Below are 26,859 nucleotides of genomic sequence, written 5' to 3' on the forward strand. Positions count from 1 at the left end.
GAGCGCATGACGAAGGTGCACGAGGAGCGTCCCGTACTGCCCACCCAGCAAGACGAGGTCGCCGCGGCCGGCAGCGAGTTCATCGGCGGCCCCATCGGCCGCCACGCCCGGCTGGGCGGCCACTGGCTGCACCCGGTGCGCGTCGTGGCGCTCGTCGCCCTCGGGATGTTCGCGCTCGGCATGGTCCAGAAGCTGCCCTGCTACGACTGGGCCTGGTTCCGGGGCGCAGGGTCGCAGTACACGCACGCCTGCTACTCCGACATCCCCCACCTGTTCGTCGCACGCGGCTTCGCCGACGGTCTCACGCCGTACTTCGACCGCCTGCCCGGCGACATGGAGTACCTGGAGTACCCGGTCCTGACCGGGCTGTTCATGCAGGTCGCGTCCTGGCTGACCCCGGGCGGCGGCTCCATGCAGCACCGCGAGCAGATGTACTGGATGGTCAATGCCGGGATGCTCATGGCCTGCGCCGCGGTCATCGCCGTGTGCGTCGCCCGCACCCACCGCCGCCGGCCCTGGGACGCGCTGCTCTTCGGCCTCGCTCCCGCCTTCGCCCTCACCGCGACGATCAACTGGGACCTGCTGGCCATCGCCCTGACCGCCGCCGGGATGCTCATGTGGGCCCGCGGCCGGACGTGGCTCTTCGGCGTCCTGATCGGTCTGGCCACCGCGGCCAAGCTCTATCCCGTGCTGCTGCTGGGGGCCCTGTTCGTGCTGTGCTGGCGGGCCGGGAAGTGGCGGGCCTTCGCCGCGGCCTTCCTCGGCGCGGCCGCCTCCTGGCTGGTGGTGAACCTTCCCGTCATGCTCCTGGCCTGGGACGGCTGGAAGAAGTTCTACACCTTCAGCCAGGAGCGGCCCATCGACTTCGGCTCCGTGTGGCTGCTGATCTCCCAGCGCTCCGGCAACCCCCTGCAGGACGCCAACACCTACGCAACGGGCCTGACGCTGCTGCTGTGCGCGGCCATCGGCGTGCTCGCGCTGACCGCGCCCCGCCGCCCGCGCTTCGCGCAGCTGGCCTTCCTGGTCGTGGCCGTCTTCTGCCTGGCCAACAAGGTCTACTCGCCGCAGTACGTGCTCTGGCTGATCCCGCTCGCGGCGCTGGCCCGGCCGCGCTGGCGCGACTTCCTCGTCTGGCAGGCCGGCGAGGTCGTCTACTTCCTCGGGATCTGGCTCTACCTGGCCTACACCACCAGCGGTGACAAGCACCAGGGCCTGCCGCCGGAGGGCTACCAGCTGGCCATCGCCGCCCACCTGCTGGCGACGCTCTACCTGTGCGCGATCGTCGTCCGCGACATCCTCCTGCCCGAGCGGGACGTCGTGCGCCGCGACGGCTCGGACGACCCCTCCGGCGGTGTCCTGGACGGGGCGAAGGACGTGTTCGTGCTCTCGGACGCCGCGAGGGCGCCGCAGGATGCGGCGCCCTCGCAGGGACAGCGTGTGGAGTGGGGCACGGCCCGCAGGGACTGAGCGTCCCGCCGGGCCGGCCCGCTCGGCTCAGGAGTCCAGGACCCGGTCGAACTGGGTGGTGGTGTGCCGCAGGTGGGCCACCAGCTCGTCGCCGACCTGCGGCTCGGGGGCGTCGGACGGCACGAACAGGATCGACACCTGCATGTGCGGCGGCTCCGCGAACCAGCGCTGCTTGCCCGCCCAGACGAACGGCGAAAGGTTCCGGTTCACCGTGGCCAGGCCGGCCCGGGCGACGCCCTTGGCGCGCGGCATCACGCCGTGCAGGGCCTTGGGGGCCTCCAGGCCGACGCCGTGCGAGGTACCGCCCGCGACCACGACCAGCCAGCCGTCGGAGGCCGCCTTCTGCTGCCGGTAGCCGAACCGGTCGCCCTTGGCGACACGCGTGACGTCCAGGACGCTGCCGCGGTACTGGGTGGCGTCGTGGTCGCCCAGCCACAGCCGGGTGCCGATCCGGGCCCGGAAGCGGGTCTGCGGGAACTGCTGCTGCAGCCGGGCGAGCTCCTCGGCCCGCAGGTGGCTGACGAACATGGTGTGCAGCGGCAGCCGGGCCGCGCGCAGCCGGTCCATCCAGCCGATGACCTCCTCGACGGCGTCCGAGCCGTCGGGGCGGTCGAGCGGCAGGTGGAGGGCGAAGCCCTCCAGCCGGACGTCCTCGATCGCGGCGTGCAGCTGGCCCAGGTCCTGCTCGGAGATGCCGTGGCGGCGCATCGAGCTCATGCACTCGATGACCACGCGGGCGCCGACCAGGCCGCGGACCCCGTCCAGCGAGGACACCGAGCGGATCACCCGGTCCGGCAGCGGCACCGGGTCCTCACCCCGCCGGAACGGGGTGAGGACGAGCAGGTCGCCGCCGAAGAGGTCCTTGATGCTGGCGGCCTCGTACGTCGTGCCGACGGCCAGGATGTCGGCGCCCAGCCGGGTCGCCTCCTCGCACAACCGCTCGTGGCCGAAGCCGTAGCCGTTGCCCTTGCAGACCGGGATCATTCCGGGGAACTGGTCCTGGATCTGCTTCTGGTGCGCACGCCAGCGCGCGGTGTCGACGTAGAGCGTGAGCGCCATGCCCGTCCGGAGCCTCTCTGGGTGGCTGCGTGATGCAGCGGTGCGGTGTGGGATGCAGCGGGTCAGCGACGCGACATGTAGATGTCGAGCGCCTTGTGCAGCATCTTGTTGAGCGGGAAGTCCCACTCGCCGACGTACTCGACGGCCTCGCCGCCCGTACCGACCTTGAACTGGATCAGGCCGAACAGGTGGTCGTTCTCGTCCAGGGTGTCACTGATGCCGCGCAGGTCGTAGACGCTGGCGCCGAGCGCGTACGCGTCGCGCAGCATGCGCCACTGCATCGCGTTCGAGGGACGCACCTCGCGCTTGTGGTTGGCGGAGGCTCCGTACGAGTACCAGACGTGCTGGCCGACGGTCAGCATGGTCGCCGCGGCCAGCGCCTCGCCCTCGTGCTTGGCGATGTACAGGCGCATGCGGTTGGGGTCCTCGGAGTTGAGGGCCGTCCACTGGCGCTGGAAGTAACTGAGCGGGCGCGGGCGGAACTTGTCCCGCTCGGCCGTGATCTCGTAGAGGTGCTGCCAGGTCGGCAGGTCGTCGTAGCCGCCCTGGACGACCTCGACGCCGGCCTTCTCGGCCTTCTTGATGTTGCGGCGCCACAGCTGGTTGAAGCCCTTGAGGACATCGTCCAGCGAGCGGCCGCCGAGCGGCACCTGGAAGACGTAGCGGGGCTGGACGTCGCCGAATCCGGCGCCGCCGTCCTCGCCCTGCTGCCAGCCCATGCGGCGCAGCTTGTCGGACACCTCGAACGCGCGGGGCTCGATGTGCGAGGCCTCCACGTCCCGCAGCCGCTTGACCTCGGGGTCCTGGATGCCGGCCTTGATGGCGGCCGAGTTCCAGCGGCGGATGACGACGGGCGGGCCCATCTTCACGGTGAAGGCGCCCTGGCGCTTGAGGTGCGCCAGCATCGGCTGGAGCCACTCCTCCAGATTCGGGGCGAACCAGTTGATGACGGGACCCTCGGGAAGGTACGCCAGGTAGCGCTTCACCTTCGGCAGCTGGCGGTACAACACGAGTGCGGCGCCGACCATTTCGTCGTTCTGGTCGAACCATCCGAGGTTCTCCGACCGCCACTCGTTCTTCACGTCGGCCCACGCCGGGACCTGGCAGTGGCTAGCCGAGGGCAGGCTCTGGAGATATCCCAGATGCTGCTCTCGGCTGATGGTCCTCAGGGACAGGCTCATGCGGGGCGTCTCCTCCGGCGGCTTCGCTGGCTATGGCGCGAAGCCTACTGCGACAGGGGCGCCGCCCATCTGGGGGACGGGCCGGAAAGCGCCTGGTCCGGGCCTGTGGCGGGTCGGCGCCCCGTCGCGAAGGTGCCCCGGTCAGCCCAGCCAGCCTCCGAACAGGCCGCCGTGGGCCATGCCGAGGAAGAAGCCGATGCCGGCGGCGCCGAGGCCGATGATCAGCGCGAAGCGCTCGCGCGTGGTCTCCGAGATGAACTGGCCGTATGCGCCGGTCAGGATCCCGAACAGCCCCGTCCACGAGGTGAGCAGGTGCAGATTGTGGAAGAAGGCCGTGACGAACGACACGGCGCCGAGGACGAGAGTGATCGCCAACAGGGTGTCCTGCAGCGGATGGGGCTTGCCGTCGGTGGCGAGGAGCGAGATGGACTGCCGTTGCATTGCCTGTGCCATCGGAAAGGCACCTCCTGGCTGACGCAGAGCGGTGCTGCGGAGCCGCCGCCGGCAGGGCCGAGGGCATAGCACCGAGCACACCCGATGCCTACAGATTGTGGCGCTCCCGTGCCGGATTTCAACCGGAAGGAGTCGGCGGGGTAGTCTGTACGGTCTGCGCGGTGTCTGCTCTCAGGACGCCGTGCGCACGCATCACGACCCTCCTGCCACGGAACGACCGTGGCCGCTGAGTCCAAAGGAGGTGGGTTCCACATGCGTCACTACGAAGTGATGGTCATCCTCGACCCCGATCTCGAGGAGCGCGCTGTCGCCCCCCTGATCGAGAACTTCCTCTCCGTCGTCCGCGAGGGCAACGGAAAGGTCGAGAAGGTCGACACCTGGGGCCGTCGTCGTCTCGCTTACGAGATCAAGAAGAAGCCCGAGGGCATCTACTCGGTCATCGACCTGCAGGCCGAGCCTGCGGTCGTCAAGGAGCTCGACCGCCAGATGAACCTGAACGAGTCGGTTCTCCGGACCAAGGTCCTTCGCCCCGAGACCCACTGAACCCCGGTTCAGCGGTAATCGGGTTCGAGTAGCACAGCAGCCAGCAGCAATCCCCGCCGAGAGGTTCATCCATGGCAGGCGAGACCGTCATCACGGTCGTCGGCAATCTCGTCGACGACCCCGAGCTGCGCTTCACCCCCTCGGGTGCGGCGGTCGCGAAGTTCCGTGTCGCGTCCACCCCCCGCACCTTCGACCGTCAGACCAACGAGTGGAAGGACGGCGAGAGCCTGTTCCTGACCTGCTCGGTGTGGCGGCAGGCGGCTGAGAACGTCGCCGAGTCCCTCCAGCGGGGCATGCGCGTCATCGTGCAGGGCCGGCTGAGGCAGCGGTCGTACGAGGACCGTGAGGGTGTCAAGCGCACGGTCTACGAGCTGGACGTCGAGGAAGTCGGCCCCAGCCTCAAGAACGCCACGGCCAAGGTCGCCAAGACCACCGGTCGCGGTGGCCAGGGCGGGTACGGCGGCGGCCAGCAGCAGGGCGGCGGCGGTGGCTGGGGCGGAGCCCCCAGCGGCGGCGCCCCGCAGGGCGGCGGAGGCCCCTCCGACGACCCGTGGGCGTCCAGCGCGCCGGCCGGCGGCCAGCAGCAGGGCGGCGGCGGCGGCTGGGGTGGAAACTCCGGCGGCGGCTACTCGGACGAGCCCCCCTTCTAGGGAAGCTCGCATCCCCACTTCTTGATCACACAGGAGAGACACCATGGCGAAGCCGCCTGTGCGCAAGCCTAAGAAGAAGGTCTGCGCGTTCTGCAAGGACAAGACCGCATACGTGGACTACAAGGACACGAACATGCTGCGGAAGTTCATTTCCGACCGCGGCAAGATCCGTGCCCGCCGCGTCACCGGCAACTGCACGCAGCACCAGCGTGACGTCGCCACGGCCGTGAAGAACAGCCGTGAGATGGCGCTGCTGCCCTACACGTCCACCGCGCGATAAGGAAAGGGTGACCGACTAATGAAGATCATCCTGACCCAGGAGGTCTCGGGCCTCGGTGCCGCCGGCGACGTCGTCGACGTCAAGGACGGTTACGCTCGCAACTACCTGGTCCCGCGCGGTTTCGCGATCCGCTGGACCAAGGGTGGCGAGAAGGACGTGGCGCAGATCCGCCGCGCCCGCAAGATCCACGAGATCGCGACCATCGAGCAGGCCAACGAGGTCAAGGCCAAGCTCGAGAGCACGAAGGTCCGCCTGGCCACCCGCTCGGGTGACGCCGGCCGCCTCTTCGGCTCCGTGACCCCGGCCGACATCGCCACGGCGATCGAGGCTTCCGGTGGTCCGAAGGTCGACAAGCGCCGCGTCGAGCTGGCTGCCCCGATCAAGACCCTCGGTTCGTACCAGGTCTCCGTGCGTCTGCACGCCGAGGTCGCCGCGAACGTGGGCGTCGAGGTCGTCGCCGCCTAAGTGCTGCGCATGAAGGGCCGCACCCCCCAGGGGTGTGGCCCTTCGTCGTTGTGGGGCCGTCGTTGTCGGGGCCGGATTCGTGTTTCACGTGAAACATGGCAGGGGGCGGGGGGATGTTTCACGTGAAACGCGGTCCTGCCCCCGCCGTCGGGCCGCGAGCTCAGCGCGTGGCTCCGGCGACCAGCCACCGGCCGGAGCGGGAACGCAGCTGGAGGGTGACCAGCCGGACCAGCATCATCAGGGTCATGGCGCACCAGAGCAGGGTCAGTCCGCCGCCGAGGGCCGGTACGAGCAGGGCGGCGGGGGCGAAGACGGCCAGCGTCGCCAGCATGGCCCAGGCGAGGTAGCGGCCGTCCCCCGCGCCCATCAGGACCCCGTCGAGCACGAAGACCACGCCGGACACCGGCTGGGAGGCCGCCACGACCAGCAGGGCGGGCAGCAGCGCCTGCTCCACGAGGGGGTCGGTCGTGAAGAGCGGAACGATGAGCGGGCGGGCCGCGATCAGGAGCGCGCCGAGGACGATGCCGGAGGCGATGCCCCACTGCACCATGCGCCGACAGGCGGCCTCGGCCCCCTTGGTGTCGCCGGCGCCCAGGTAGCGGCCGATGATGGCTTGGCCTGCGATGGCGATCGCGTCCAAGGCGTAGGCGAGCAGGCTCCACAGGGAGAGCACGATCTGGTGGGCGGCGATGTCCGCGTCGCCGAGACGGGCGGCCACGGCCGTCGCGGTCATCAGGATGGCGCGCAGGGACAACGTGCGGACCAGCAGTGGCACGCCGGCCTGGGCGCAGGCCCGGATCCCGGACGCGTCGGGGCGCAGCGAGGCTCCGTGCCTGCGGGCCCCGCGGACGACCACGACGAGGTAGGCGCCCGCCATGGCGCACTGGGCGATGACCGTGCCCCAGGCGGATCCCGCGATCCCGAGGCCGGCGCCGTAGACGAGGGCGGCGTTCAGACCGGCGTTGACGGCGAAGCCCGCAACGGCGACGTACAGGGGCGTACGGGTGTCCTGGAGGCCGCGCAGGACGCCGGTGGCGGCCAGGACCATGAGCATGGCCGGGATGCCGAGGGCGGAGATCCGCAGGTAGGTGACCGCGTACGGGGCGACGGCGTCGGAGGCTCCGAAGGCGTTGATCAGCCACGGTGCCGTCGGCAGGACGAAGGCGATCACGGCGGCGCCGAGCAGCAGGGCGAGCCAGATGCCGTCCATGCCCTGGCGGATGGCGGCCTTGAGATCTCCCGCCCCGACGCGGCGGGAGACGGCCGCGGTGGTGGCGTAGGCGAGGAAGACGAAGACGCTCACCGCGGTGGTGAGCAGGGCGGCGGCGATGCCGAGGCCGGCCAACTGGGGGGTGCCCAGGTGTCCCACGATGGCGCTGTCGGCCAGCACGAAGAGTGGCTCGGCCACGAGGGCGCCGAACGCGGGGAGGGCGAGGGCGAGGATCTCGCGGTCGTGCCGTCTCGGGGCAGCCTTCAGCGGTTCGGTGGCCTGTGTCATGCGCTCAATCTAATCTTCCACAGGTAATAGGTGCAAGGACATTAGGATCCTTACCTATGAGCTGGTTCACGTCGTCCCGACACCTCGTTGGAGGCGAACTCGAAGAGGCGGCCGAGAATTTTCTCCCCCACAGGCCGTGGAGAAAGAAAACACAGGTCAGGAGGGGTTGAGGGGTGGGTCTGGTGATTTTGTCCACAGCGCCGTCCCCCGGTCCGTGCACAGCTTCCGGCGAGTTACCCACAGCTTGGGGTCCGTCGTCCACATCTCATCCACACAGCCTGTGGATAACAAGATTGGCTGACGTCGCCGTCGGCCCTACCGTTGTGCGTTGCCCGACTCGGCGACCGCCGGTTCGGGTGTCCCAAATGTCAGAGCCGTGCTCTAGAAAGAGTCGCACGGCGAGGTCCGCGTCCGCGGACGGGAGGAGGCGGCCCGGTGAGTATGCCCGAGCCCATGGACGACCCCTGGGCCGACAGCGGTCCGGGCGACCGTCTGCCCACCCGCTCGCGCCGTGGAGGCGAGGGCCGGGGCCGTGGGGACGAGCAGCACGAGCGCGGCCGCGAGGGCGGCTCCTGGGACGGCGGCGGCTTCGAGCGCGTACCGCCGCAGGACCTCGACGCCGAGCAGTCGGTGCTCGGCGGCATGCTGCTCTCCAAGGACGCGATCGCGGACGTCGTCGAGGTCATCAAGGGCCACGACTTCTACCGGCCCTCGCACGAGACCATCTACCAGGCCATCCTCGACCTGTACGCCAAGGGCGAGCCGGCCGACCCGATCACGGTCGGCGCGGAGCTGACCCGGCGCGGCGAGATCGCCAAGGTCGGCGGGGCCTCGTACCTGCACACCCTGGTCCAGTCGGTCCCGACCGCAGCGAACGCCGAGTACTACGCGGAGATCGTCCACGAGAGGGCGGTCCTGCGCCGCCTCGTCGCCGCGGGCACGAAGATCACGCAGATGGGGTACGCGGCCGACGGCGACGTCGACGAGATCGTCAACAGCGCCCAGGCGGAGATCTACGCCGTCACCGAGCAGCGGACGTCCGAGGACTACCTGCCGCTCGGCGACATCATGGAGGGCGCGCTCGACGAGATCGAGGCCATCGGCTCGCGCAGCGGCCAGATGTCGGGCGTCCCGACCGGCTTCACCGACCTCGACTCGCTGACCAACGGACTCCACCCGGGCCAGATGATCGTCATCGCCGCCCGACCCGCCATGGGCAAGTCGACGCTCGCGCTGGACTTCGCCCGCGCCTGCTCCATCAAGAGCAACCTGCCGAGCGTCATCTTCTCCCTCGAAATGGGCCGCAACGAGATCGCGATGCGCCTGCTGTCCGCAGAGGCCCGCGTGGCGCTGCACCACATGCGCTCCGGCACGATGACCGACGACGACTGGACCCGCCTGGCGCGCCGGATGCCGGACGTCTCCGCCGCCCCGCTGTACATCGACGACTCCCCCAACCTGTCGATGATGGAGATCCGGGCGAAGTGCCGGCGCCTCAAACAGCGCAACAACCTCGCCCTCGTCGTCATCGACTACCTCCAGCTGATGCAGTCGGGCGGCGCGCGCCGGCCCGAGAGCCGCCAGCAGGAGGTCTCGGACATGTCCCGAAACCTCAAGCTGCTGGCCAAGGAGCTCGAGGTGCCCGTGATCGCGCTGTCCCAGCTGAACCGTGGCCCCGAACAGCGCACCGACAAGAAGCCGATGGTCTCCGACCTGCGTGAGTCGGGCTCCATCGAGCAGGACGCCGACATGGTGATCCTGCTGCACCGCGAGGACGCGTACGAGAAGGAGTCCCCCCGCGCGGGCGAGGCCGACCTGATCGTGGCGAAGCACCGTAACGGCCCCACGGCGACGATCACGGTCGCCTTCCAGGGCCATTATTCGCGGTTCGTCGACATGGCCAACACGTAGCATCCCGGGCATGGATGCCCTGGATGAAGACCTGGAACTACTGCCCTCCACCCGGCGTGCCCTGCGCCACCGGATCGCCGTCGCCCAGAGCGAGGGGCGGGCGCCTTCGGTGGTCGCTGCCGTCTCGCGCGGCGGGGAGCTGGTCTGGGAGGGGTCCCGGACCTCGGTCGAGGGCCACGGTCCGGACGGGAACGTGCAGTACCGGATCGGATCGATCAGCAAGACGTTCACCGCCGTCCTGGTGATGCGGCTGCGCGACGAGGGCCTGCTGGCTCTCGGGGACCCGCTGGAGAAGCACCTGCCGGGTACGGGCGTCGGTGAGATGACCGTCGGACAGCTGCTGGCCCACACCGGCGGGTTGGCAGCCGAGACGCCGGGCGAGTGGTGGGAGCGCACCCCGGGCTCCTCCCGCCCCGAACTCGCCGACGTCCTGGGGGAGCAGCCGTTCGCTTTCGAGCCCGGCAGGCGCTTCCACTACTCCAACCCCGGCTACACGCTGCTCGGTTCACTCGTGGAGGCCGTACGCGGCAGGCCCTGGGAAGAGGTGCTGCGCGAGGAGCTGCTGGAGCCGCTGGGGCTGGAGCGTACGTCCGCGCAGCCGCAGGCCCCGCACGCGGGTGGCTGGGCCGTCCACCCGTGGGCCGATGTGATGATGCCCGAACCGCTCGAGGACCTGGGGCTGATGGCACCCGCCGGGCAGCTGTGGTCCACGACCCGGGACCTGTCGGCGTTCGCCCGGTTCCTGATGCACGGCGACGAGCGCGTGCTCGGCGCGCGCACGGTCCGGGAGATGGCCACCTCCGCGGCGCCCCCGGAGCGCGGGCTGGCGGAGTTCGGGTACGGGCTCGGGCTGCAGCTGACCGAGAGCGGCGGGCGCCGGCTCGCGGGCCACAGCGGCTCGCTGCCGGGGTTCGTCGCGGGCCTGTGGACGAGCGAGGCGGACGACGTGGCGGCGGTGGTCCTGGCCAACTGCACCTCCGGGCTGCCGGCCGCGACGGTCGCCGCCGACCTGGTGGGCATCGTGGCCGACGGGGAGCCCCGCTTCCCGGCGCCGTGGAAGCCGTTCACCGAGGCGGAGCCGGTCGCCCTGGAGCTGTGCGGACCCTGGTACTGGGGAACGGCCGCCCACGTGGTGCGGCTGGTGTCGGACGGGCGGCTCGAAATGGGCCCGGTGGGCGCGTTGGGCCGTTCGGCGGCCTTCCGCGCGCAGCCGGACGGCACCTGGCTGGGCCTGTCCGGTTACTACGCGGGGGAGACGCTGCGGGCGGTTCGGCGGCCCGACGGCACGGTGAGCCACCTCGACCTGGCGTCGTTCGTGTTCACCCGGGAGCCCTACGACCCGCAGGCCCCGGTGCCCGGCGGGGTGGACCCGGAGGGCTGGCGGGGCATCGGCTGAGCCGGTGGCGGCGGTCGGCGGTGGCGATCAGGGGGAGGCGGCACGCATCCTCCCGATCGCCGGCCGGGCCCCGGGCGGCGGCCCGGCCTTCCGCACGGCGGTCAGAGCGCGAGCTTGAACCCGACATGGGAGGCGGTGAAGCCGAGCCGCTCGTAGAAGCGGTGGGCGTCGGTGCGGCTCATGTCCGAGGTCAGCTGCACCAGTTGGCAGTTCTCCTTCCGGGACCGGTCGATCGCCCATTCGATGAACCGGGTGCCCAGGCCGCTCCCGCGTTCGTCGGCGTGAACGCGGACCCCCTCGATGACGCAGCGGGTCGCGCCCTTGCGCGACAGGCCGGGAACGACGGTCAGCTGCAGGGTGCCCACGACGCGGCCGTCGCGGACCGCGACGACGACGTGCTGGTGGGGGTCGCCGGCCAGGCGCGCGAAAGCCGCGCGGTACGGGGCGAGGTCGCCCGGCGACTCGCGGGTGGCGCCGAGGGGGTCGTCGGCCAGTAGGGCGACGATCGCCGGCAGGTCCTCCTCGGTGGCGGGGCGGATGGACAGCTCGGCGGGGTCGGGCATGACTGCTCCTTTCTCAGCCGGCGGCCACGGTGAGCGGAGCCCAGCGGCGGGTCCAGTCGCCGGGCAGTCCGGGGAGGTCTCGGGTCATGACGGCGTTGAAGGCGACGGACTCCAGGCCGCGCTCCTTCAGCCAGGCCACCAGCTCCTCGTGGCGTACGTCGATGTCGGTGCGCAGGGGGCGGTCGGTTGCGGCGGCGAGTGCGGTGACGAGCGCCCGGGCGCCCGCGGTGTCCCGGGCGATCAGCGGGCCGATGACATGCGTCCCCATGTTGGGCCAGATGGCCGCGTATCCGGTGAGGACGCCGGCGGCGTCCTCGGCGACGAGCAGCCGGTCCGCGAAGGCGGGGAGCCGGGTGATCATGTGGGTGCGGTCGGTGCCGAAGACCTCGGTGTCCAGGCGGAGGATCCGCGGGATGTCCTCGGCGGTCGCGGGCCGGACTTCGACGGCGTCCGGCTCCGGCGCCGCCGGATCGGGCCGGAAGGAGCCGAGCAGCATCTCGGCCCGGCCGGTGGTGTGGAAGCCGAGCTCCTCGTAGAGGGGCCGGCCGTTCGGCGTGGCATGGAGGGTGAGCGGGACGCCCTTGAGCACGCCATCGCACACGTGTGTCATCAGGCGGCGGCCCAGGCCCTGGCGGGCGTATCGCGCGGCGACGAGGACCATCCCGATGGCGGCCAGCTCCGGACCGGCGTGCGGGTAGCCGTAGGAGGTGACGACGCAGGCGGCGGCGAGCCCGATCCCATCGGGGGCATCGATGCCGTAGCCGTTGCCGGCGGCGAGGAGGAGCCCCCACTTGTGGTCCTCGCGCGGCCACCCGCGGTCTTCGGACAGGTCGGCGCAGTGGCGGAGGTCTTCCACGGTCAGCGCACGGATCGGCAGGTCGGTGAGGTGTGGTGGTGTCACCGGCCCAGATTGGATCAGCGAGTGGAGGGCGTCCAGGGGAATTCGGCGGATGTTCGGCGCCCCACCGCCGAATGTTTCACGTGAAACGTCGCCCGATGTGCCCCGGCCACGGCTGGGGGGTGCGTCGAGGGAAACGCCGGGCGGGATAGCCTCGACTGCCATGACGCGTCTGCACCTCTTCGACCTCGACGGCACACTGATGTACGGCTCGGCGGCGCCGGCGGAGATCTCCCGGCAGCTGGGCCTCGATGCAGAGATCGCCGAGCTGGAGCGGGCGTTCGGGGCCCGGAAGATCGGCCCGCAGCAGTTCTCCGTGGCGGTGCACGCCCTGTGGGCGGAGCTGACGCCCGCACACGTCCGGGCTGCCTTCGACGGATCTCCCTGGCTGGCGGGCATCCGCGACGTGTGGCAGGAGATCCGGGAGCGGGGGGACTACTGCGCGGTGATCTCGCTGTCGCCCTCGTTCTTCGTCGAGCTGCTGCTGGAGTGGGGCGCGCATGCCGCCCACGGCTCGGTCTTCCCGGAGGTGCCGTTCACCCGGCCGGTGGACGTGAGCGGGATCCTTACGCCGAAGGACAAGGTCACGGTCGCGGACCGGCTGTGCGCCCGGTTCGGGGTGACCAGGACCGACTGTGTCGCGTACGCGGATTCCGCGACCGACGCGGTGCTCTTCGAAGCGGTGGGGGTGTCGGTGGCGGTCAACGCGCGGCCCGCTCTGGCGGAGTGCGCGACCCATGTCTACGAGGGGCGCGACCTGCGGGAGGCATATCAGCTGGTGCCTGCGGCACGTCCGGGAGTTGAGGCATCTTAGGAGGAAAGTGGGTTCGAAACGCGGACTTTCTTCATTCCCCCGCGGGCGGTGGGGTCGGCTGGCAGGCTGTGAGCCCCGGAACCACGGATTCTGAGGCCGTGGCGTGCTTACCGACCGAGATGCCCGAAGCGAGGCACCGCATGGACGCTCCGCCCACCAGATCGGCCAGAGCGACGGCCCGGATACCGTCCGGGGGCGGACCGGCCGAGCCCTCCCCCGATGCGGTGCTCATCCGCCGGACGCTCGAGGAGATCGCACCCGTCGCCGACAAGGTCACCTCGTACTTCTACGCCCTGGTGTTCACGGGGCACCCCGAAATACGCGGCATGTTCCCGGCCGCGATGGACGCGCAGCGCGACCGGCTGCTGAAGGCGCTGCTGACCGCCGCCGAGCACATCGACAACCCGGACGTGCTCGTGCCGTACCTGCGGCGGCTGGGCACCGGGCACCGCAAGTACGGCACGGTGGCGCAGCACTACCCGGTGGTGGGCGAGGCCCTGATCGGGGCGCTCACCCGGTACGCCGAGCACACCTGGGGGCCCGAGACGCAGGCCGCCTGGGTGCGGGCGTACACGGCGATCTCGCAGATCATGATCGACGCGGCGGCCGAGGACGAGCAGAAGGCTCCGGCGTGGTGGCATGCGGAGGTGGTCTCGCACGACCTGCGCACCCCCGACATCGCGGTGATCACCGTCCGCCCCGACCAGCCGTACGCCTTCCTGGCGGGCCAGTACACGAGCCTGGAGACCCCCTGGTGGCCGCGGGTGTGGCGGCACTACTCCTTCGCTTCTGCCCCGCGCGCCGACGGCCTGCTCTCCTTCCACGTCAAGGCCGTGCCGGCGGGCTGGGTCTCCAACGCCCTGGTCCGCCACGCCCGTCCCGGCGACGTGCTGCGGCTCGGGCCGCCGGCCGGTTCGATGGTGGTGGACCACAGCACCGACAACGGGATGCTGTGCCTGGGCGGCGGGACCGGGATCGCCCCCATCAAGGCCCTGATCGAGGACGTGGCCGAGCACGGCGAGCGCCGTCCGGTGGAGGTGTTCTTCGGCGCGCGCACCGACGGCGACCTGTACGACAAGGACACCCTGCTGGGGCTCCAGCGCTCGCACCCGTGGCTCTCGGTACGCCCGGTGATCGGCGAGGGGCTGGCGGGGCAGCTGCCCCAGGCGGTCGGTGAGCACGGGCCGTGGAGCTCGTACGACGCCTTCATCTCGGGCCCGCCGGCGATGATCCGCAGCGGTGTGGACGAGCTCAAGCGGATCGGGATCCCGCGCGAGCGGATCCGCTACGACGCGGTGGAGGAGCTGGTGGGCGCCGCCGGCTGACGCCGGCGGCCGGTCCGGCCGGGGCTCAGCCCAGGTCGGGCGCGTGCATGGCGCGCACGCCCTCGATGTTGGCGTCCAGGTAGTGGCGCAGCGACAGCGGGACGAGGTGGACGGCGGCGATGCCCACCCGGCTGAACGGCACGCGGACGATCTCGTACTCGCCCTGTGGCTCGTCGACCTCGGGACCGTGCCGCTGGCCGGGGTCCATGGACGCGAGGCGGCACACGAAGAAGTGCTGCACCTTCACTCCGGTCACTCCCCCGTCGGCGATGTGCTCGACGGTGTCGACGAAGCAGGGCACCACATCGGTGATCTTCGCGCCGAGTTCCTCGTGGACCTCCCGGTGGAGGGCCTCTACGACGGTGGCGTCCGTGGGCTCGACCCCGCCGCCGGGGGTGAGCCAGTACGGGTCGACGCCGGGCTTGGTGCGCTTGATGAGGATCAGGTCGTCACCGTCGAGCAGGATCGCGCGGGCGGTGCGTTTGACCACAGGACGTTCGGTCATGGGAGAAGAGTGGCCCAGGACTCCCCTTCCGAAACGCGCCACGGTCCGAAACCGGAATGCTCACCAGTGCGCCGCGGCGCGCAGCAGCCTCTCGTGGGCGCGGGCCAGGTGGGCCAGGGCCAGGCTCCCGGTGCGCACCACGAGGAACCAGGTGCGCAGCGGCGGTACGGGCGGTTCCAGCAGGGCGACGACCTGTCCGCGGTCGAGGGCCTCCTGGCACAGGTAGCGGGGCAGGACGGCGAGCCCCGCGCCGGCCCGGACGCAGGCGAGCACGGCCCGCAGGTCGGGCACGACCACGGTGGCGGCATCGGGCCGGGTCTCGGGGCGGGCCTCGAGGCGGGTCTCGAAGACGGACGCCCAGTAGCGGGTGACGAGCGGCAGGCTCTCGTGCACCTCGACGAGCGGGATGCCGTCGAGGGCGGCGGGGTCCTTGTCGCGCAGCCGGTCCGGGTCGACCAGGGCCGCCCAGTAGGGCGCGGCGACCAGTACGTGCTCCTCGTCGCACAGGGCGGTGGCCGCGAAGAGCCCGCCGCGCGGGCGGGCGGTGGTCACGACGAGGTCGTGGTGGCCGGCGGCGAGTCCGTCGAGGGTCTCCTCGGCGCCGGTCTGCAGGGCGGTCCGCAGGGTGTGGCCCTGGCCGACGAGGGGTGCGAGCGCCGGCAGGACGCGCAGGCACAGAAATTCGGGGGGACCGGCGAGGTGCAGGGTGCGCGAGGCGCCGGCCGCCTCCCGTTCCGCCTCGGTGATCCGGAGCAGGGCGTCGAGGTGCGGGGCGGCCTTGTGGGCGAGCTCGTCGCCCACGGCGGTGGGGGTGACTCCGCGGGCCCGCCGGTGGAACAGGGGCCGCCCGAGCTGGCGTTCGAGGGTGCGGATCTGCGAGGTGACGGCAGGCTGGGACAGCCCGAGGAGGGCCGCGGCCCGGGTGAACGAGCCGGCCCGGTGCACGGCGACGAAGGTGCGCAGCAGGGCCAGGTCCATGAGGGCCCCTCTCCGTGGGGGCCTTCAACTATAAATATGTCGATAGGCCCCTGTCGTTACGGTGATTGGACTCTGACGCAGAGTCAACTAGCCTTGACCGCGTGGTTCTTCGCGCGGGAACCCGAGGCGGTCCGAGCCACTAGGGGGGAGGCTCGGACCGCCCTCGCGTGGGCGGCCCGGCTCAGGAGGCCCGGCTCAGGAAGGGCCTGCGCCCGCGGAGTCCAGGGCCCGCAGCACGTCCGCGACCAGGTCCTCCGGATCCTCGGCCCCGGCGGAGAACCGGATGAAGCCCTCCGGCACCGGGTCGCCGCCCCACCGTCCGCGCCGCTCGGCGGTGGACCGTACGCCGCCGAAGCTGGTGGCGTCCTCGACCAGGTGCAACGCGGCGAGGAAGCGCTCGGCGTGGGCGCGGTCGGGCAGCGTGAAGGAGACCACCGAGCCGAAGCCCTGCATCTGCCGGGCGGCCGTCGGATGGGACGGGTCCGCGGGCAGGCCCGGGTAGCGCAGTCCGGCCACCTCGCCGCGGCCCGCCAGCGCCTGCGCGACGGCCAGGGCGTTGGCCCACTGGCGCCGGGCGCGCAGGTGGAGGGTGGCCAGGGAGCGGTGGGCGAGCCAGGCCTCCATGGGGCCCGGGATGGCCCCGATGATCTTGCGCCAGCGGCGGATGCCCGCGGCGAGCTCCGGGTCGCGGCAGACGACGTAGCCGAGCAGCAGGTCGCCGTGGCCGGTCAGGCCCTTGGTGCCGCTGGCCACGGAGAAGTCCGCGCCGAGTTCCAGCGGCCGCTGTCCGAGCGGTGTGGCGAGGGTGTTGTCGACGGCGACCAGGGCGCCTTCGGCGTGCGCGGCCTCGGCCAGGCGCCGGATGTCGCACACGTCGAGGCCGGGGTTGGACGGGGTCTCGATCCACAGCAGCCGGGCGCCGCCGAGGACGCCGAGCTGGGCGTCGCCGCCGGTCGGGGCGGTGCGCACGCGGATCCCGTACGCCTCCAGCTGCTCCCGGAGCAGCGGCAGGGCCTGGTAGCCGTCGTCGGGGAGGACGACGGTGTCCCCGGTGCGCGCCTGGGACAGCAGGACGGCGGAGACTGCGGCCATGCCGGAGGCGAAGACCACCGTGTCCACGCCGTCGCGGCCGGGGGCCTCGAGCTCCCCGATGGCCCGCTCCAGCAGCGTCCAGGTCGGATTGGTGTCCCTGCCGTAGGTGTACGGGCCCTCGACGTCGCCCGGGAGGTGGAAGTGGGCGGCGAAGACCGGCCCGGGCAGGGGCGGTTCGTTCTTGACGGGGGCCGGCAGTCCGGCCCGCACGGCCCGGGTGCCCTCGCCCAGGGGGAGGGGCGCGGCGTCGGGGAGGGTCTCGGCGGTGCCCGCCGCGGCGGCGGTTTCGCGGTCGTCGGTCATGCGGTGTGCTCCTTCAGGGCCTCGCGTACGGCGTCCAGCAGGCCCCGGCTGGCCGCCTCGACGAGCCGCAGGCACTCCTCGAACCCGTCGAGGGAGCCGTAGTAGGGATCCGGTACGTCGGCCTCCGCGGCCGTGGCCGCCGGGTCGTAGGACCGCAGCAGGCGGACCTTGGCGGCGTCCTCGGGGGTGAGTGCGATGGCCCGCAGGTCCCGCAGGTGACCCGCGTCGAGGGCGATCACGAGGTCGAGGGCGGCGAACCAGGAGGCCCGGAACCGCCGGGCACGGTGGTCCTGTTCGTACCCGGCGGCCTCCAGGACCAGGACGGTGCGCGGATCGGCCCGGTCCCCCTCGTGCCAGCCACCGGTTCCGGCGCTGTCCACCTCGACCAGGCCGTCGAGGCCGGCCTCGGCGAGCTGGGCGCGGAAGACGGACTCGGCCATGGGGGAGCGGCAGATGTTGCCGGTGCAGACGAAGCACACGCGGTACACGGCGGGCCGCTCAGCTCTTGTCGGGCAGGGCCAGGTTCACGGCCCAGGAGACGACGGAGATGATCAGGCCGCCGAGGACCGCGGTCCAGAAGCCGTCGACGTGGAAGCTGAGGTCCAGCTGCTCGGCCAGCCAGGACGTCAGCAGCAGCATCAGGGCGTTCACGACGAGTGTGAACAGGCCCAGGGTGAGGATGAACAGCGGCAGCGAGAAGAACTTCACGATCGGCTTGACGACGATGTTGACCAGGCCGAAGACCAGCGCGACGAGGATCAGGGTCAGGGCCCGGCGCCCCAGGGAGGACTGGTCGTCGAGTGTGATGCCGGCGAGGAGCCAGATGGCGACGGCCAGAGCCGCCGCATTGGCGAGCGTCTTGACTACGAAATTGGTCATGTGTCTGATCGTGGCAGAGAAGATCCCGGTGGGACATCAGCAGATCAGCGGATGCCCGGGACCGCGAGAACACGAGGGGCACAACGAAGATGAAGGCCTTCCGGCTGGACGAACTCGAGGCGGAGCGGCTCGCGAACGACGGCGCCTACCTGCAGTTCCTGCACGAGCGGAACATGTCGGTCGGGCTGTACGCGCTCGATGCCGGCCAGAGCGACCCGCAGCAGCCGCACCGCCAGGACGAGGTGTACTTCGTCGTGAGCGGCCGCGCGTCGATCACGGTCGGGGAGGAGACGACGACGGTGGCCCGCGGCAGCGTCGTCTACGTTGCGGCCGGAGTGCCGCACAAGTTCCACCACATCACCGAGGACCTGAAGGTCCTGGTGGTGTTCTCCCCGCCGGAGGCCTGACCGGCCCGCCGGCTGAGGGTCGGGGCCCCGGTCCCCCTAGGGGGCGGATCAGGGGAGGGCGGGGGCTTGCGGGCCCCCGCCGCGCGACGCGGCCTCCTAGCATCGGAACCAGGAAAACGCGCCACGAGCGCGAACCGAGCGCAATCCGAGCGCAATCCGAGCGAGATCCGAGCGAGAAGAGGTCGAGGACATGGACGGTATCCGGGAGACGTTCGCAGGGATGCCCTGGTGGGTGAAGTGGGTTGCGGTCCCGCTGCTGGTGGTCTTCGTCTTCGGCGGCGTCATCACGAGCATCCTCGGTGCCCTGATCGGGTTCGTCTTCAAGCTGCTGCTCTTCGTCGCCCTGGTCGGCGCCCTGGTCTTCCTGGTGAAGAAGTTCGCCGGGAGCAGCGGGAGCAGCACGAAGTCCTCGTACGACAAGTGGTAGGCCGGGTGGGCCGGGCGGCACCGGCCCGGTGCGGGCGCTTCCCGGACTCACCCGGGTGGGGGAACGCCGGCCGCTGAACCGCTCGCAGTGCGGAATCGGCCGATACAGTGGCAATCTGTGCCGTTCCCTTGGCCCTGAGCACCGGTAATGCCGCCGTGAACGCGGCTCTACCGAGCACGGCCGAGTGCGACCCCAGGGGACCCACGGCATGTGCGGGGGCGGCCCCCGCAGGGCGGGTGCCCGAAGCCCGCCGCCACGCCTGGGGGTGTGCTTTGTCTTCGGTTCACAATGCCGGTGTGCCGACACTGATCGGTTCGGTCCAGCGGGCGTTGAGGCTGCTCGAAGCCGCGGGGTCCCACAGCGGCGGAGCACCCGCGAAACAGCTGGCCCGTGAGGCCGGGCTCCCGCTCCCCACCGCGTACCACCTGCTGCGCACCCTCACGCACGAGGGCTATCTGCGGCGCGAGAGCGGGGTCTTCGTGCTCGGGGACGCCGCCGGCCGGCTGGCGGGCGGGGGATTGCAGCAGAAACGTCGCAGCATGATCCTCGACTCCCTCGCCCACTTCCGCGATGCCGTCGGGGCACCCGTCTACTTCGCGGTGTTCCGCGAGGGTGAGATCGAGGTCGTGGGCGTCTCGGACACCCCGGCCGATCCGGCCGTCGAGGAATGGGCCGACTTCCGTGCGACGGGCCACGCCCACGCGATCGGGCAGTGCCTGCTGGCGCAGCTCGACGAGGCGACGCGCAAGGACTACTACGACCGCCATCCGGTCGAGGCCATCACCGCCTACACCGTGCGGGACCAGCGCGCCCTGGAAGCCCGGATCGCCTCCCTGGGGCGGATGCAGCCCGTCATGGAGCATCAGGAGTACGCGCTGGGCACGGTCTGTGCGGCCATCCCGATCACGGCGGGGGACACCGCGGCCGCGATGGCCATTTCTCTCCCCTTGCACCAGGAAGCGCGATTGCCCTGTGTGGTCAATCGACTACGGAGTGAAGTAGGCGCGCTGTTGAGTACCCTTTCCTTCTCTATCAGTATCTGAAAACTCACTCCTTGTGATCCGCCAGCGCTTCCACCACTCTTGTCAAGAGGGTCTTGGGGGGTCATTCCTGGCCACTTCCACAACAGCGGGGTAGGCAATGCGCGAGTCGGTGCAGGCAGAGGTCATGATGAGCTTCCTCGTTTCCGAGGAGCTCTCGTTCCGGATCCCGGTGGAGCTCCGGTACGACGCCCGTGACCCCTACGCGGTCCGCCTGACCTTCCACCTTCCCGGAGACGCGCCGGTGACCTGGGCGTTCGGCAGGGAGCTCCTCCTCGACGGCATCAACAAGCCGTGTGGGGACGGCGATGTGCACATCGCACCGACCTCCTCCGAGGAACTGTCCGATGTGCACATCCGGTTGCAGGTCGGCGGCGACCGGGCCCTGTTCCGGGCCGGCGCGGCCCCGCTCGTCGCCTTCCTCGACCGTACCGACCGGCTCGTTCCGCTCGGCCAGGAGCGCAGCCTCGGCGACTTCGAGGGGAGCCTCGACGAGGCGCTCGACCGGATCCTGGCCGAGGCGCGGCAGAACGAGCAGAACGCGGGCTGAGCAGGATCAGCGCTTGCGCCGCCGCCGGCCCCGCCCGCCGCGCGCCGGACCGGCTGGGGCCGGGACGCCGGGCCGGTCGGCGGAGACCACCAGCGCCGCCAGTACCGTCGTCACCGGCACGGAGGCCACCAGTCCGATCGAGCCCACGAGGGTCCGGACGATCTCCTCCGCGACCAGCTCGCTGTTGGCCACCGAGCCCATGCTGCTGTTCGCGATCGAGAACAGCAGCAGCAGGGGCAGCGCCGCGCCGGCGTAGGCCAGCACCAGCGTGTTGACGACCGAGGCGATGTGGTCGCGGCCGATGCGGATGGCAGCCCGGTACAGGGCGCGCGGCCCCATCGACGGGTCCGCCTGGTGCAGTTCCCAGACCGCCGAGGTCTGGGTGACCGTCACGTCGTCGAGCACGCCGAGCGATCCGATGATGACGCCGGCAAGCAGCAGGCCGCTCATGTCGATGCCCGGGTAGAGCCCGTGGATCAGCCCCGTGTTGTCGTCGGTGTTGCCGCTGAGGAACGCCCAGTCGATGAACAGCGAGCCCAGCAGCCCGATCAGCAGCAGCGAGACGAGCGTGCCGAGCACAGCGACCGAGGTCCGGGCGGTCAGCCCGTGGCACATGTAGAGCGCGATCAGCATGATGGCGCTCGCCCCGATGACCGCGACGACCAGCGGGTTCGAGCCCTGCAGGATCGCCGGCAGGATGAACAGGGTCAGCACGACGAAGCTGACGGCCAGGGCGATCAGCGCGAACATGCCGCGCATCCGCCCGACGACGACCACCGCCACCGCGAACAGGCCGGCGAGCAGCGCCAGCGGCAGCTTGCGGTTCACGTCGATCACGGAGTACTGCAGGTCCCGGGGCGCGTCCGGTGCGTACGCGACGACGACCTCCTGGCCGTTGGCCAGCTGCCGCGGGGCGCCCGGCTGGACGATCTCGAAGAAGGTGCGCCCCTTGTCCGGTCCGGTGCCGACTTCGATCGTCGCCTTCTTGCACTCGCCCGTCTGCGAAGCCACCGCCTCGCGGCCCTCCGGGGTCGCGGTGCTGCCCGTGGGCGGCACCTGAGAGGCGTTCACCGATTTGCAGTCGACGTGTTCGAGGGCGACGACCTTGCCCTGCTGGGTCTGGCGGTCGAACCCCACGCCGGAGCGCTCGTGGGACGGGGCGCCGCCCGGCCAGAGCACCGCCATGCCGATGAAGACGGCGGCGGCGAAGGGGATCAGGACGGCCGCGATGACTTTGCGCAGGTGCATCGAGACGGGCGCCGCCGGCCCGTGGCCGTGGCTGTGACCGTGCGCATGGCCGTGGCCGTGGCCGTGGCCGTGGCCGTTCCCGTTTCCGTGCCCGGTTCCGGGCACGTGGTCATGACCACCGGCACGGCCGTGGTCAGGGGGCTCGGAGGGCTTGAAGGGAAGATGCGGCGAGGACGTCACCGACCGATCATCGCAAGAGATGAGGGGCGCCCACTGTTCAGCACGCCACAGATAACGCTAGCGTGGGGGCACCTTTGCACAACGCGGGAGCTCGGAGCACCGGGCTGAGAGGACGCTGATCACCGTACGCGCGCACGGCACGCGTAGGGAAGAGGCTGCGTCGACCGCCGAACCTGTTACCGGGTAATGCCGGCGTAGGGAGATCAGGTCTCATGACCATTCAGGACGCACGCACGCCTGCCGTCGGCCAGGACGCCGACGGCCGGACCGAGCGCCAGCCGGGCTGGCACAAGGGCTACGTGGCGGGCTCCCGCCCCGACATCCGGGTGCCGGTTCGCCAGGTCCACCTCACCAACGGCAAGGACGTGACGCTCTACGACACGTCCGGGCCGTACACCGACCCGCAGATCGAGACCGACGTGCGCCGCGGCCTGCCGCCGCTGCGCGAGAACTGGATCATCGGCCGCGGCGACACCGAGGAGTACGCGGGCCGCCCCGTGCGCCCCGAGGACGACGGCATCAAGCACACCTCGCCGCGCGGTGGCCTCAAGAACCTCGACGCGGTCTTCCCCGGCCGCCCGCGCCTGCCGCGCCGCGGCCGCGACGGCCAGGCCGTCACTCAGCTCGCGTACGCCCGCCGCGGTGAGATCACCCCGGAGATGGAGTACGTCGCGATCCGCGAGAACGTCTCCCCCGAGGTCGTCCGCGAGGAGATCGCCGCAGGCCGCGCGGTGCTGCCGGCCAATGTGAACCACCCGGAGATCGAGCCGATGATCATCGGCAAGAAGTTCCTGGTGAAGGTCAACGCCAACATCGGCAACTCCGCCGTCACCTCCTCCATCGAGGAGGAGGTGGAGAAGATGACCTGGGCCACCCGCTGGGGCGCCGACACGGTCATGGACCTCTCCACCGGCCGCAACATCCACACCACCCGCGAGTGGGTGCTGCGCAACTCCCCCGTGCCCATCGGCACCGTGCCGCTCTACCAGGCGCTGGAGAAGGTCGACGGCAAGGCCGAGGAGCTGACCTGGGAGATCTACAAGGACACGGTCATCGAGCAGGCCGAGCAGGGCGTCGACTACATGACGGTCCACGCCGGCGTGCTGCTGCCGTACGTGCCGCTGACCGCCCGCCGCAAGACGGGCATCGTCTCGCGCGGCGGCTCGATCATGGCCGCCTGGTGCCTGGCGCACCACAAGGAGAACTTCCTCTACACGAACTTCGAGGAGCTCTGCGAGATCCTCGCGACATACGACGTGACGTACTCGCTGGGTGACGGCCTGCGCCCCGGTTCGATCGCGGACGCCAACGACGCGGCGCAGTTCGCCGAGCTGAAGACGCTGGGCGAGCTGAACACGATCGCCAAGCGGCACAACGTCCAGACGATGATCGAGGGCCCGGGCCACGTCCCGATGCACAAGATCAAGGAGAACATCGACCTCCAGCAGGAGATCTGCGAGGAGGCCCCGTTCTACACGCTGGGCCCGCTCACCACGGACGTCGCCCCGGCGTACGACCACATCACCTCCGGCATCGGCGCCGCGATGATCGCCTGGTGGGGCACCGCGATGCTCTGCTACGTGACGCCCAAGGAGCACCTGGGCCTGCCCAACCGCGACGACGTGAAGACCGGCGTCATCACGTACAAGATCGCGGCCCACGCGGCGGACCTGGCCAAGGGCCACCCGGGCGCCCAGGAGTGGGACGACGCCCTGTCGGACGCGCGGTTCGAGTTCCGCTGGGAGGACCAGTTCAACCTGGCCCTCGACCCGGACACGGCCCGCGAGTTCCACGACGAGACCCTCCCGGCCGAGCCGGCGAAGACCGCGCACTTCTGCTCCATGTGCGGTCCGAAGTTCTGCTCGATGAAGATCTCCCAGGACATCCGCCGCGAGCACGGCGGCGACCTGAAGGCCGAGGAGATCGAGGCGGGCATGGCGGAGAAGTCCGCCGAGTTCGCTGCGAGCGGCAACCGGGTCTACCTCCCGCTGGCGGACTGACCCGCAGCGCCGCGGGCGCACCGCTCCGGGGAGGTAGAGGGGGCTTCCCCGGAGCGCCGTCCGCGGCCTCGGTCCGTGGAAAGAGGCTTGCGCTCGAGTGTGCTCCAGCTCCTAGAGTGCGGGCCCATGACCATGAGATACCGCAGCCTGGGCCGGACCGGCATGGAAGTCAGCACGCACTGTCTGGGGACCATGATGTTCGGGGCGGTGGGCAACCCCGACCACGACGCCTGCGTGCGGATCGTCCATGCCGCGCTCGACCGGGGCATCAACTTCGTCGACACCGCGGACATGTACTCAGCGGGCGAGTCCGAGGTGATCGTCGGCAAGGCCCTCAAGGGACGGCGCGACGATGTCGTGCTCGCCACCAAGGTCCATTTCCAGATGGGCGAGGGACGCAACCGCAGCGGCAACTCGCGGCGCTGGATCGTGCGCGCGGTGGAGGACAGCCTGCGGCGGCTGGACACCGACTGGATCGACCTCTACCAGGTGCACCGGCCCGACCACACGACGGACGTGGAGGAGACCCTGTCCGTCCTCGGCGACCTGGTGCGGGCCGGCAAGATACGGGCCTTCGGCTGCTCGACCTTCCCCGCGGAAGAAATCGTCGAGGCACACCACACCGCCGAGCGCCGCGCCCTGCCGCGGTTCCGGACCGAGCAGCCGCCGTACTCGATCCTCGCGCGCGGGATCGAGGCCGACGTCCTGCCCGTGGCCCAGCGGTACGGGATGGGGGTGCTCACCTGGAGCCCGCTCGCCTCGGGCTTCCTGAGCGGCAAGTACCGCCTCGGCGGCCCCGTCGACCTGACCTCGGGCCGGGCCGCGCTGACACCGGCCCGCTTCGACCCGGCGATCCCCGGCAACGTCGCCAAGCTGGAGGCCGTGGAGCAGCTCGTCGAGCTCGCCGACGGGATCGGCTGCACCCTCCCGGAGCTGGCCGTCGCCTTCCCCGTCGCGCACCCCGCGGTCACGTCGGTGATCATCGGCCCGCGAACCATGGACCAGTTGGAGTCGCTCCTCAAGGGCGCCTCCGTGGTGCTCGACGACGCCGCGCTCGACCGGATCGACGCGATCGTGCCGCCGGGGACGAACCTGTACCGGCCCGACGGGGTCTGGCTTCCGCCGGCCCTGGCCGATGCCGCGCTGCGCCGACGGCCCCGGGGGGAGCGCGCCGCCGGCTAGGCCTTTGCCCTGCGCTTCGATGTTTCACGTGAAACAGGGATGGAGGAACCGCTGCGGGCCAGGGTGTAGCCGCGGTTGGTCTCCGTCTGGCGCCGGTAGGGCTCGGGCAGGTCGGGCAGGGCCAGCAGCCGGTCGCAGGCGTTCAGCGAGGCCTCCATGTCGCCGACCCAGTACGCGGTGATGGAGTGCTCGAAGAGCAGCCCCCACCGGTAGACCCACGGGTGCATGAACAGCAGGTCGTCCGGGGCGGGTCGGTCCAGGACGGCCGAGGTGATCGCGTGGGCGGCGTGGTGGCGGCCCAGCATCCGCAGCCGTGAGGCCAGTTCGTAACAGGCCTCCAGGCGGCTGGGCCGCGACTCCCAGGCGCGGGTGAGGGCGTCCATGGCTGCCGGCCAGTCCCCGGAATCGGCGGCCAGGACGCCGACCTGGAGCAGGGAGCAGTAGACCTCCTCGGGCCAGCCGCCCATCTCTGCCCGGTGCTCGTAGAGCCGGATCGCCTCCTGGATGTCGCCCATGTCGCGCATCGTCTGGGCGAGGTAGAACACCGTCCGGGTGTTGGACGGATCCCGCTCGAGCTCCGCGCTGAGCAGGCGGGCGTCGCGCTCGAACTTGTCGTGCCGGGAGCCGCCGTCGGCGTGGTCCTCGATGAAGAGCGCGTCGAGGTTCTCCTGCACCCCCGGGCGAGGCTCGAACTCGCCTGGGCGGTCGCAGGTGAGGTACTCGTGCGTGACGCCCTCGTACCGCCAGGGCAGGTCGCCGCGGACCAGGCGCTTGATGCGGTACTCGGTCGCCCCCTCGTGGCGGAGCATGTACGACTGTGCTCCGAGCCGGGGCAGCGGCCCCTCGCTGCGCAGGACGTGGTCGGCATCGAGGAGCAGCAGGTAGTCGGCCTTGCCGCGGGCATGGGCGATGTTGAGGCTGCGGTTGTGGCCGAAGTCCGTCCACGGCTCCTCGTGCAGCTCGCCGGGGATCCCCGCCAGGGCGTCGCGGATCAGCTGCTGGGTGCCGTCCGTGGAACCGGTGTCGGAGATGACCCAGGTGTCGATGAGGTCGCGCACCGAGGCCAGGCAGCGCTCGATGACGGCGGATTCGTTCTTCACGATCATGCAGAGGCAAATGGTCGGCTTCACGGCCGCCGACCCTAGGGATACGGCCGGCCGGGGTACCGGCGGCACGCCGTACGGCGACCCGGTGGGCTGGTACGACACCGCCAAGTGGCCGCGTTTACTGGTCCGTTCCGCTGACACGCCTGCGAGCCGGACCGGTGTGGCGGGAAGGGCTCTTCAGGATGGCCCGCGGAGTCTGCGCCTGTGTGCGGACTTCGCCGAAACATTCGATCCGGTGTGCGCGAGGAGCGGTACATGAGTTCTGAGGACAGGTCCCGATCCCCCCTGGGGCCCTTGCCCCGTCGGGCCGGTTGGCTGGCCGGAGGCACGTTCGCGTCTCTGGCGCTGGTTCTGACGGGCATCGCGGCTCCGGCCGCGGCGGTCGCACCGCGGCCCGCGGGGTCCGTGGTGGCGCCGGACGGCGGCGACTACTGCGGGCCGTCCACGGGGAAGAAGGCG

General features: G+C 70.9%; 27 protein-coding genes, 1 pseudogene and 1 riboswitch. Of the genes and pseudogenes, 15 read left to right on the forward strand and 13 right to left on the reverse strand.

The genetic code is table 11. The annotated features are described in order from the left end of the window. Window positions 1-6: 6 nt before the first annotated feature. Window positions 7-1,467 carry a glycosyltransferase 87 family protein gene (locus tag AB0F11_RS07560; RefSeq protein WP_362169419.1) on the forward strand — a complete coding sequence of 487 codons (1,461 nt, stop codon included), beginning with the start codon at window positions 7-9 and terminating at the stop codon, window positions 1,465-1,467. A 27-nt stretch (window positions 1,468-1,494) separates the two neighbouring features. On the opposite strand, the gene AB0F11_RS07565 is transcribed toward AB0F11_RS07560, so the two are convergent. The 3 genes from AB0F11_RS07565 to AB0F11_RS07575 form a co-directional block, all read right to left on the reverse strand. After that, window positions 1,495-2,526: an alanine racemase gene (locus AB0F11_RS07565; protein ID WP_362169421.1), complete on the reverse strand. Its 1,032-nt coding sequence runs from the start codon at window positions 2,524-2,526 to the stop codon at window positions 1,495-1,497. Between the two features lie 62 nt (window positions 2,527-2,588). Next, a complete protein-coding gene (locus tag AB0F11_RS07570; protein WP_361903815.1) occupies window positions 2,589-3,707 on the reverse strand; it encodes a peptidoglycan bridge formation glycyltransferase FemA/FemB family protein in 1,119 nt (372 codons plus the stop codon). Between the two features lie 141 nt (window positions 3,708-3,848). Further along, the gene (locus AB0F11_RS07575) at window positions 3,849-4,160 is read right to left on the reverse strand and encodes a hypothetical protein (RefSeq protein WP_362169423.1); all 312 of its coding nucleotides are present in this window, start codon (window positions 4,158-4,160) and stop codon (window positions 3,849-3,851) included. Window positions 4,161-4,412: 252 nt separating this feature from the next. Here AB0F11_RS07575 and rpsF point away from each other — a divergent pair, with 252 nt between their 5' ends. The 4 genes from rpsF to rplI all read left to right on the forward strand — a co-directional run bounded on the left by rpsF (window position 4,413) and on the right by rplI (window position 6,098). Further along, window positions 4,413-4,703 (forward strand): 30S ribosomal protein S6, encoded by a 291-nt coding sequence (rpsF, locus tag AB0F11_RS07580; RefSeq protein WP_003956532.1) that lies wholly within the window; start codon window positions 4,413-4,415, stop codon window positions 4,701-4,703. 71 nt (window positions 4,704-4,774) lie between these two features. Beyond that, window positions 4,775-5,353: a single-stranded DNA-binding protein gene (locus AB0F11_RS07585; RefSeq protein ID WP_361903809.1), complete on the forward strand. Its 579-nt coding sequence runs from the start codon at window positions 4,775-4,777 to the stop codon at window positions 5,351-5,353. A gap of 43 nt (window positions 5,354-5,396) precedes the next feature. Then, window positions 5,397-5,633, forward strand: coding sequence for a 30S ribosomal protein S18 (rpsR, locus tag AB0F11_RS07590; RefSeq protein ID WP_005315025.1), 237 nt, complete (start codon window positions 5,397-5,399; stop codon window positions 5,631-5,633). An 18-nt stretch (window positions 5,634-5,651) separates the two neighbouring features. Then, on the forward strand, window positions 5,652-6,098 hold the full coding sequence (gene rplI / locus AB0F11_RS07595) for a 50S ribosomal protein L9 (RefSeq protein WP_361903806.1): 447 nt from the start codon (window positions 5,652-5,654) through the stop codon (window positions 6,096-6,098). 160 nt (window positions 6,099-6,258) lie between these two features. Here rplI and AB0F11_RS07600 read toward each other — a convergent pair whose 3' ends face one another. Then, window positions 6,259-7,596, reverse strand: a complete 1,338-nt coding sequence (locus tag AB0F11_RS07600) for an MATE family efflux transporter (RefSeq protein WP_362169426.1) — start codon at window positions 7,594-7,596, stop codon at window positions 6,259-6,261. A 435-nt stretch (window positions 7,597-8,031) separates the two neighbouring features. Between AB0F11_RS07600 and dnaB the strand changes: the two genes are divergently transcribed. Both dnaB and AB0F11_RS07610 read left to right on the forward strand, forming a co-directional pair. Further along, window positions 8,032-9,507, forward strand: a complete 1,476-nt coding sequence (gene dnaB / locus AB0F11_RS07605) for a replicative DNA helicase (protein ID WP_361903800.1) — start codon at window positions 8,032-8,034, stop codon at window positions 9,505-9,507. 10 nt (window positions 9,508-9,517) lie between these two features. Then, on the forward strand, window positions 9,518-10,903 hold the full coding sequence (locus AB0F11_RS07610; protein ID WP_362169428.1) for a serine hydrolase domain-containing protein: 1,386 nt from the start codon (window positions 9,518-9,520) through the stop codon (window positions 10,901-10,903). Between the two features lie 101 nt (window positions 10,904-11,004). Here AB0F11_RS07610 and AB0F11_RS07615 read toward each other — a convergent pair whose 3' ends face one another. Both AB0F11_RS07615 and AB0F11_RS07620 read right to left on the reverse strand, forming a co-directional pair. Beyond that, the gene (locus AB0F11_RS07615) at window positions 11,005-11,466 is read right to left on the reverse strand and encodes a GNAT family N-acetyltransferase (protein ID WP_362169430.1); all 462 of its coding nucleotides are present in this window, start codon (window positions 11,464-11,466) and stop codon (window positions 11,005-11,007) included. 13 nt (window positions 11,467-11,479) lie between these two features. Next, entirely contained in the window at window positions 11,480-12,367 is an 888-nt protein-coding gene (locus AB0F11_RS07620; RefSeq protein ID WP_362169432.1) for a GNAT family N-acetyltransferase, read from the reverse strand. A 160-nt stretch (window positions 12,368-12,527) separates the two neighbouring features. Here AB0F11_RS07620 and AB0F11_RS07625 point away from each other — a divergent pair, with 160 nt between their 5' ends. Then, a complete protein-coding gene (locus AB0F11_RS07625) occupies window positions 12,528-13,178 on the forward strand; it encodes a haloacid dehalogenase-like hydrolase (protein ID WP_362169434.1) in 651 nt (216 codons plus the stop codon). 212 nt (window positions 13,179-13,390) lie between these two features. Further along, window positions 13,391-14,503: pseudogene (locus AB0F11_RS07630) on the forward strand (globin domain-containing protein); the annotation flags it as partial. Window positions 14,504-14,528: 25 nt separating this feature from the next. On the opposite strand, the gene AB0F11_RS07635 reads toward AB0F11_RS07630, so the two are convergent. From AB0F11_RS07635 to AB0F11_RS07655, 5 genes are all read right to left on the reverse strand, one after another. Beyond that, window positions 14,529-15,008 carry an NUDIX hydrolase gene (locus tag AB0F11_RS07635; protein WP_362169436.1) on the reverse strand — a complete coding sequence of 160 codons (480 nt, stop codon included), beginning with the start codon at window positions 15,006-15,008 and terminating at the stop codon, window positions 14,529-14,531. A gap of 60 nt (window positions 15,009-15,068) precedes the next feature. Further along, on the reverse strand, window positions 15,069-15,986 hold the full coding sequence (locus AB0F11_RS07640) for a LysR family transcriptional regulator (protein ID WP_362169438.1): 918 nt from the start codon (window positions 15,984-15,986) through the stop codon (window positions 15,069-15,071). A gap of 195 nt (window positions 15,987-16,181) precedes the next feature. After that, window positions 16,182-17,381, reverse strand: coding sequence for a cystathionine gamma-lyase (locus tag AB0F11_RS07645; protein WP_362169440.1), 1,200 nt, complete (start codon window positions 17,379-17,381; stop codon window positions 16,182-16,184). After that, entirely contained in the window at window positions 17,378-17,821 is a 444-nt protein-coding gene (locus tag AB0F11_RS07650; RefSeq protein ID WP_362169513.1) for a low molecular weight protein-tyrosine-phosphatase, read from the reverse strand. Before AB0F11_RS07650 ends, AB0F11_RS07645 begins: the two co-directional genes overlap by 4 nt. Before the next feature lie 58 nt (window positions 17,822-17,879). Beyond that, the gene (locus AB0F11_RS07655; RefSeq protein WP_362169442.1) at window positions 17,880-18,260 is read right to left on the reverse strand and encodes a phage holin family protein; all 381 of its coding nucleotides are present in this window, start codon (window positions 18,258-18,260) and stop codon (window positions 17,880-17,882) included. 89 nt (window positions 18,261-18,349) lie between these two features. Here AB0F11_RS07655 and AB0F11_RS07660 point away from each other — a divergent pair, with 89 nt between their 5' ends. The 4 genes from AB0F11_RS07660 (at window position 18,350) to AB0F11_RS07675 (ending at window position 20,684) form a co-directional block, all read left to right on the forward strand. After that, window positions 18,350-18,667: a cupin domain-containing protein gene (locus AB0F11_RS07660; RefSeq protein WP_362169444.1), complete on the forward strand. Its 318-nt coding sequence runs from the start codon at window positions 18,350-18,352 to the stop codon at window positions 18,665-18,667. Window positions 18,668-18,857: 190 nt separating this feature from the next. Next, on the forward strand, window positions 18,858-19,094 hold the full coding sequence (locus AB0F11_RS07665; protein WP_362169446.1) for a DUF5326 family protein: 237 nt from the start codon (window positions 18,858-18,860) through the stop codon (window positions 19,092-19,094). A 296-nt stretch (window positions 19,095-19,390) separates the two neighbouring features. Further along, complete coding sequence (locus AB0F11_RS07670) at window positions 19,391-20,137, forward strand: helix-turn-helix domain-containing protein (protein ID WP_362169448.1); 747 nt, start codon at window positions 19,391-19,393, stop codon at window positions 20,135-20,137. 97 nt (window positions 20,138-20,234) lie between these two features. Beyond that, the gene (locus tag AB0F11_RS07675) at window positions 20,235-20,684 is read left to right on the forward strand and encodes an SsgA family sporulation/cell division regulator (protein WP_362169450.1); all 450 of its coding nucleotides are present in this window, start codon (window positions 20,235-20,237) and stop codon (window positions 20,682-20,684) included. Window positions 20,685-20,690: 6 nt separating this feature from the next. On the opposite strand, the gene AB0F11_RS07680 is transcribed toward AB0F11_RS07675, so the two are convergent. After that, on the reverse strand, window positions 20,691-22,037 hold the full coding sequence (locus AB0F11_RS07680) for a YibE/F family protein (RefSeq protein WP_362169452.1): 1,347 nt from the start codon (window positions 22,035-22,037) through the stop codon (window positions 20,691-20,693). A 148-nt stretch (window positions 22,038-22,185) separates the two neighbouring features. Further along, window positions 22,186-22,330, forward strand: a riboswitch (TPP riboswitch). On the opposite strand from AB0F11_RS07680, the gene thiC reads away from it, so the two are divergent. Together thiC and AB0F11_RS07690 are read left to right on the forward strand one after the other, a co-directional pair. Next, window positions 22,325-24,112 (forward strand): phosphomethylpyrimidine synthase ThiC, encoded by a 1,788-nt coding sequence (gene thiC / locus AB0F11_RS07685; protein WP_362169454.1) that lies wholly within the window; start codon window positions 22,325-22,327, stop codon window positions 24,110-24,112. Its footprint overlaps the riboswitch before it by 6 nt. A 132-nt stretch (window positions 24,113-24,244) precedes the next feature. After that, window positions 24,245-25,294: an aldo/keto reductase gene (locus AB0F11_RS07690; RefSeq protein WP_362169515.1), complete on the forward strand. Its 1,050-nt coding sequence runs from the start codon at window positions 24,245-24,247 to the stop codon at window positions 25,292-25,294. Here the strand turns inward: AB0F11_RS07690 and AB0F11_RS07695 are convergent. Then, complete coding sequence (locus tag AB0F11_RS07695; RefSeq protein WP_362169456.1) at window positions 25,291-26,424, reverse strand: glycosyltransferase; 1,134 nt, start codon at window positions 26,422-26,424, stop codon at window positions 25,291-25,293. The two genes, AB0F11_RS07690 and AB0F11_RS07695, sit on opposite strands and share 4 nt — an antisense overlap. Window positions 26,425-26,859: the final 435 nt, after the last annotated feature.

This window comes from Streptomyces sp. NPDC032472 (assembly GCF_040636955.1).
Lineage (GTDB): Bacteria > Actinomycetota > Actinomycetes > Streptomycetales > Streptomycetaceae > Streptomyces.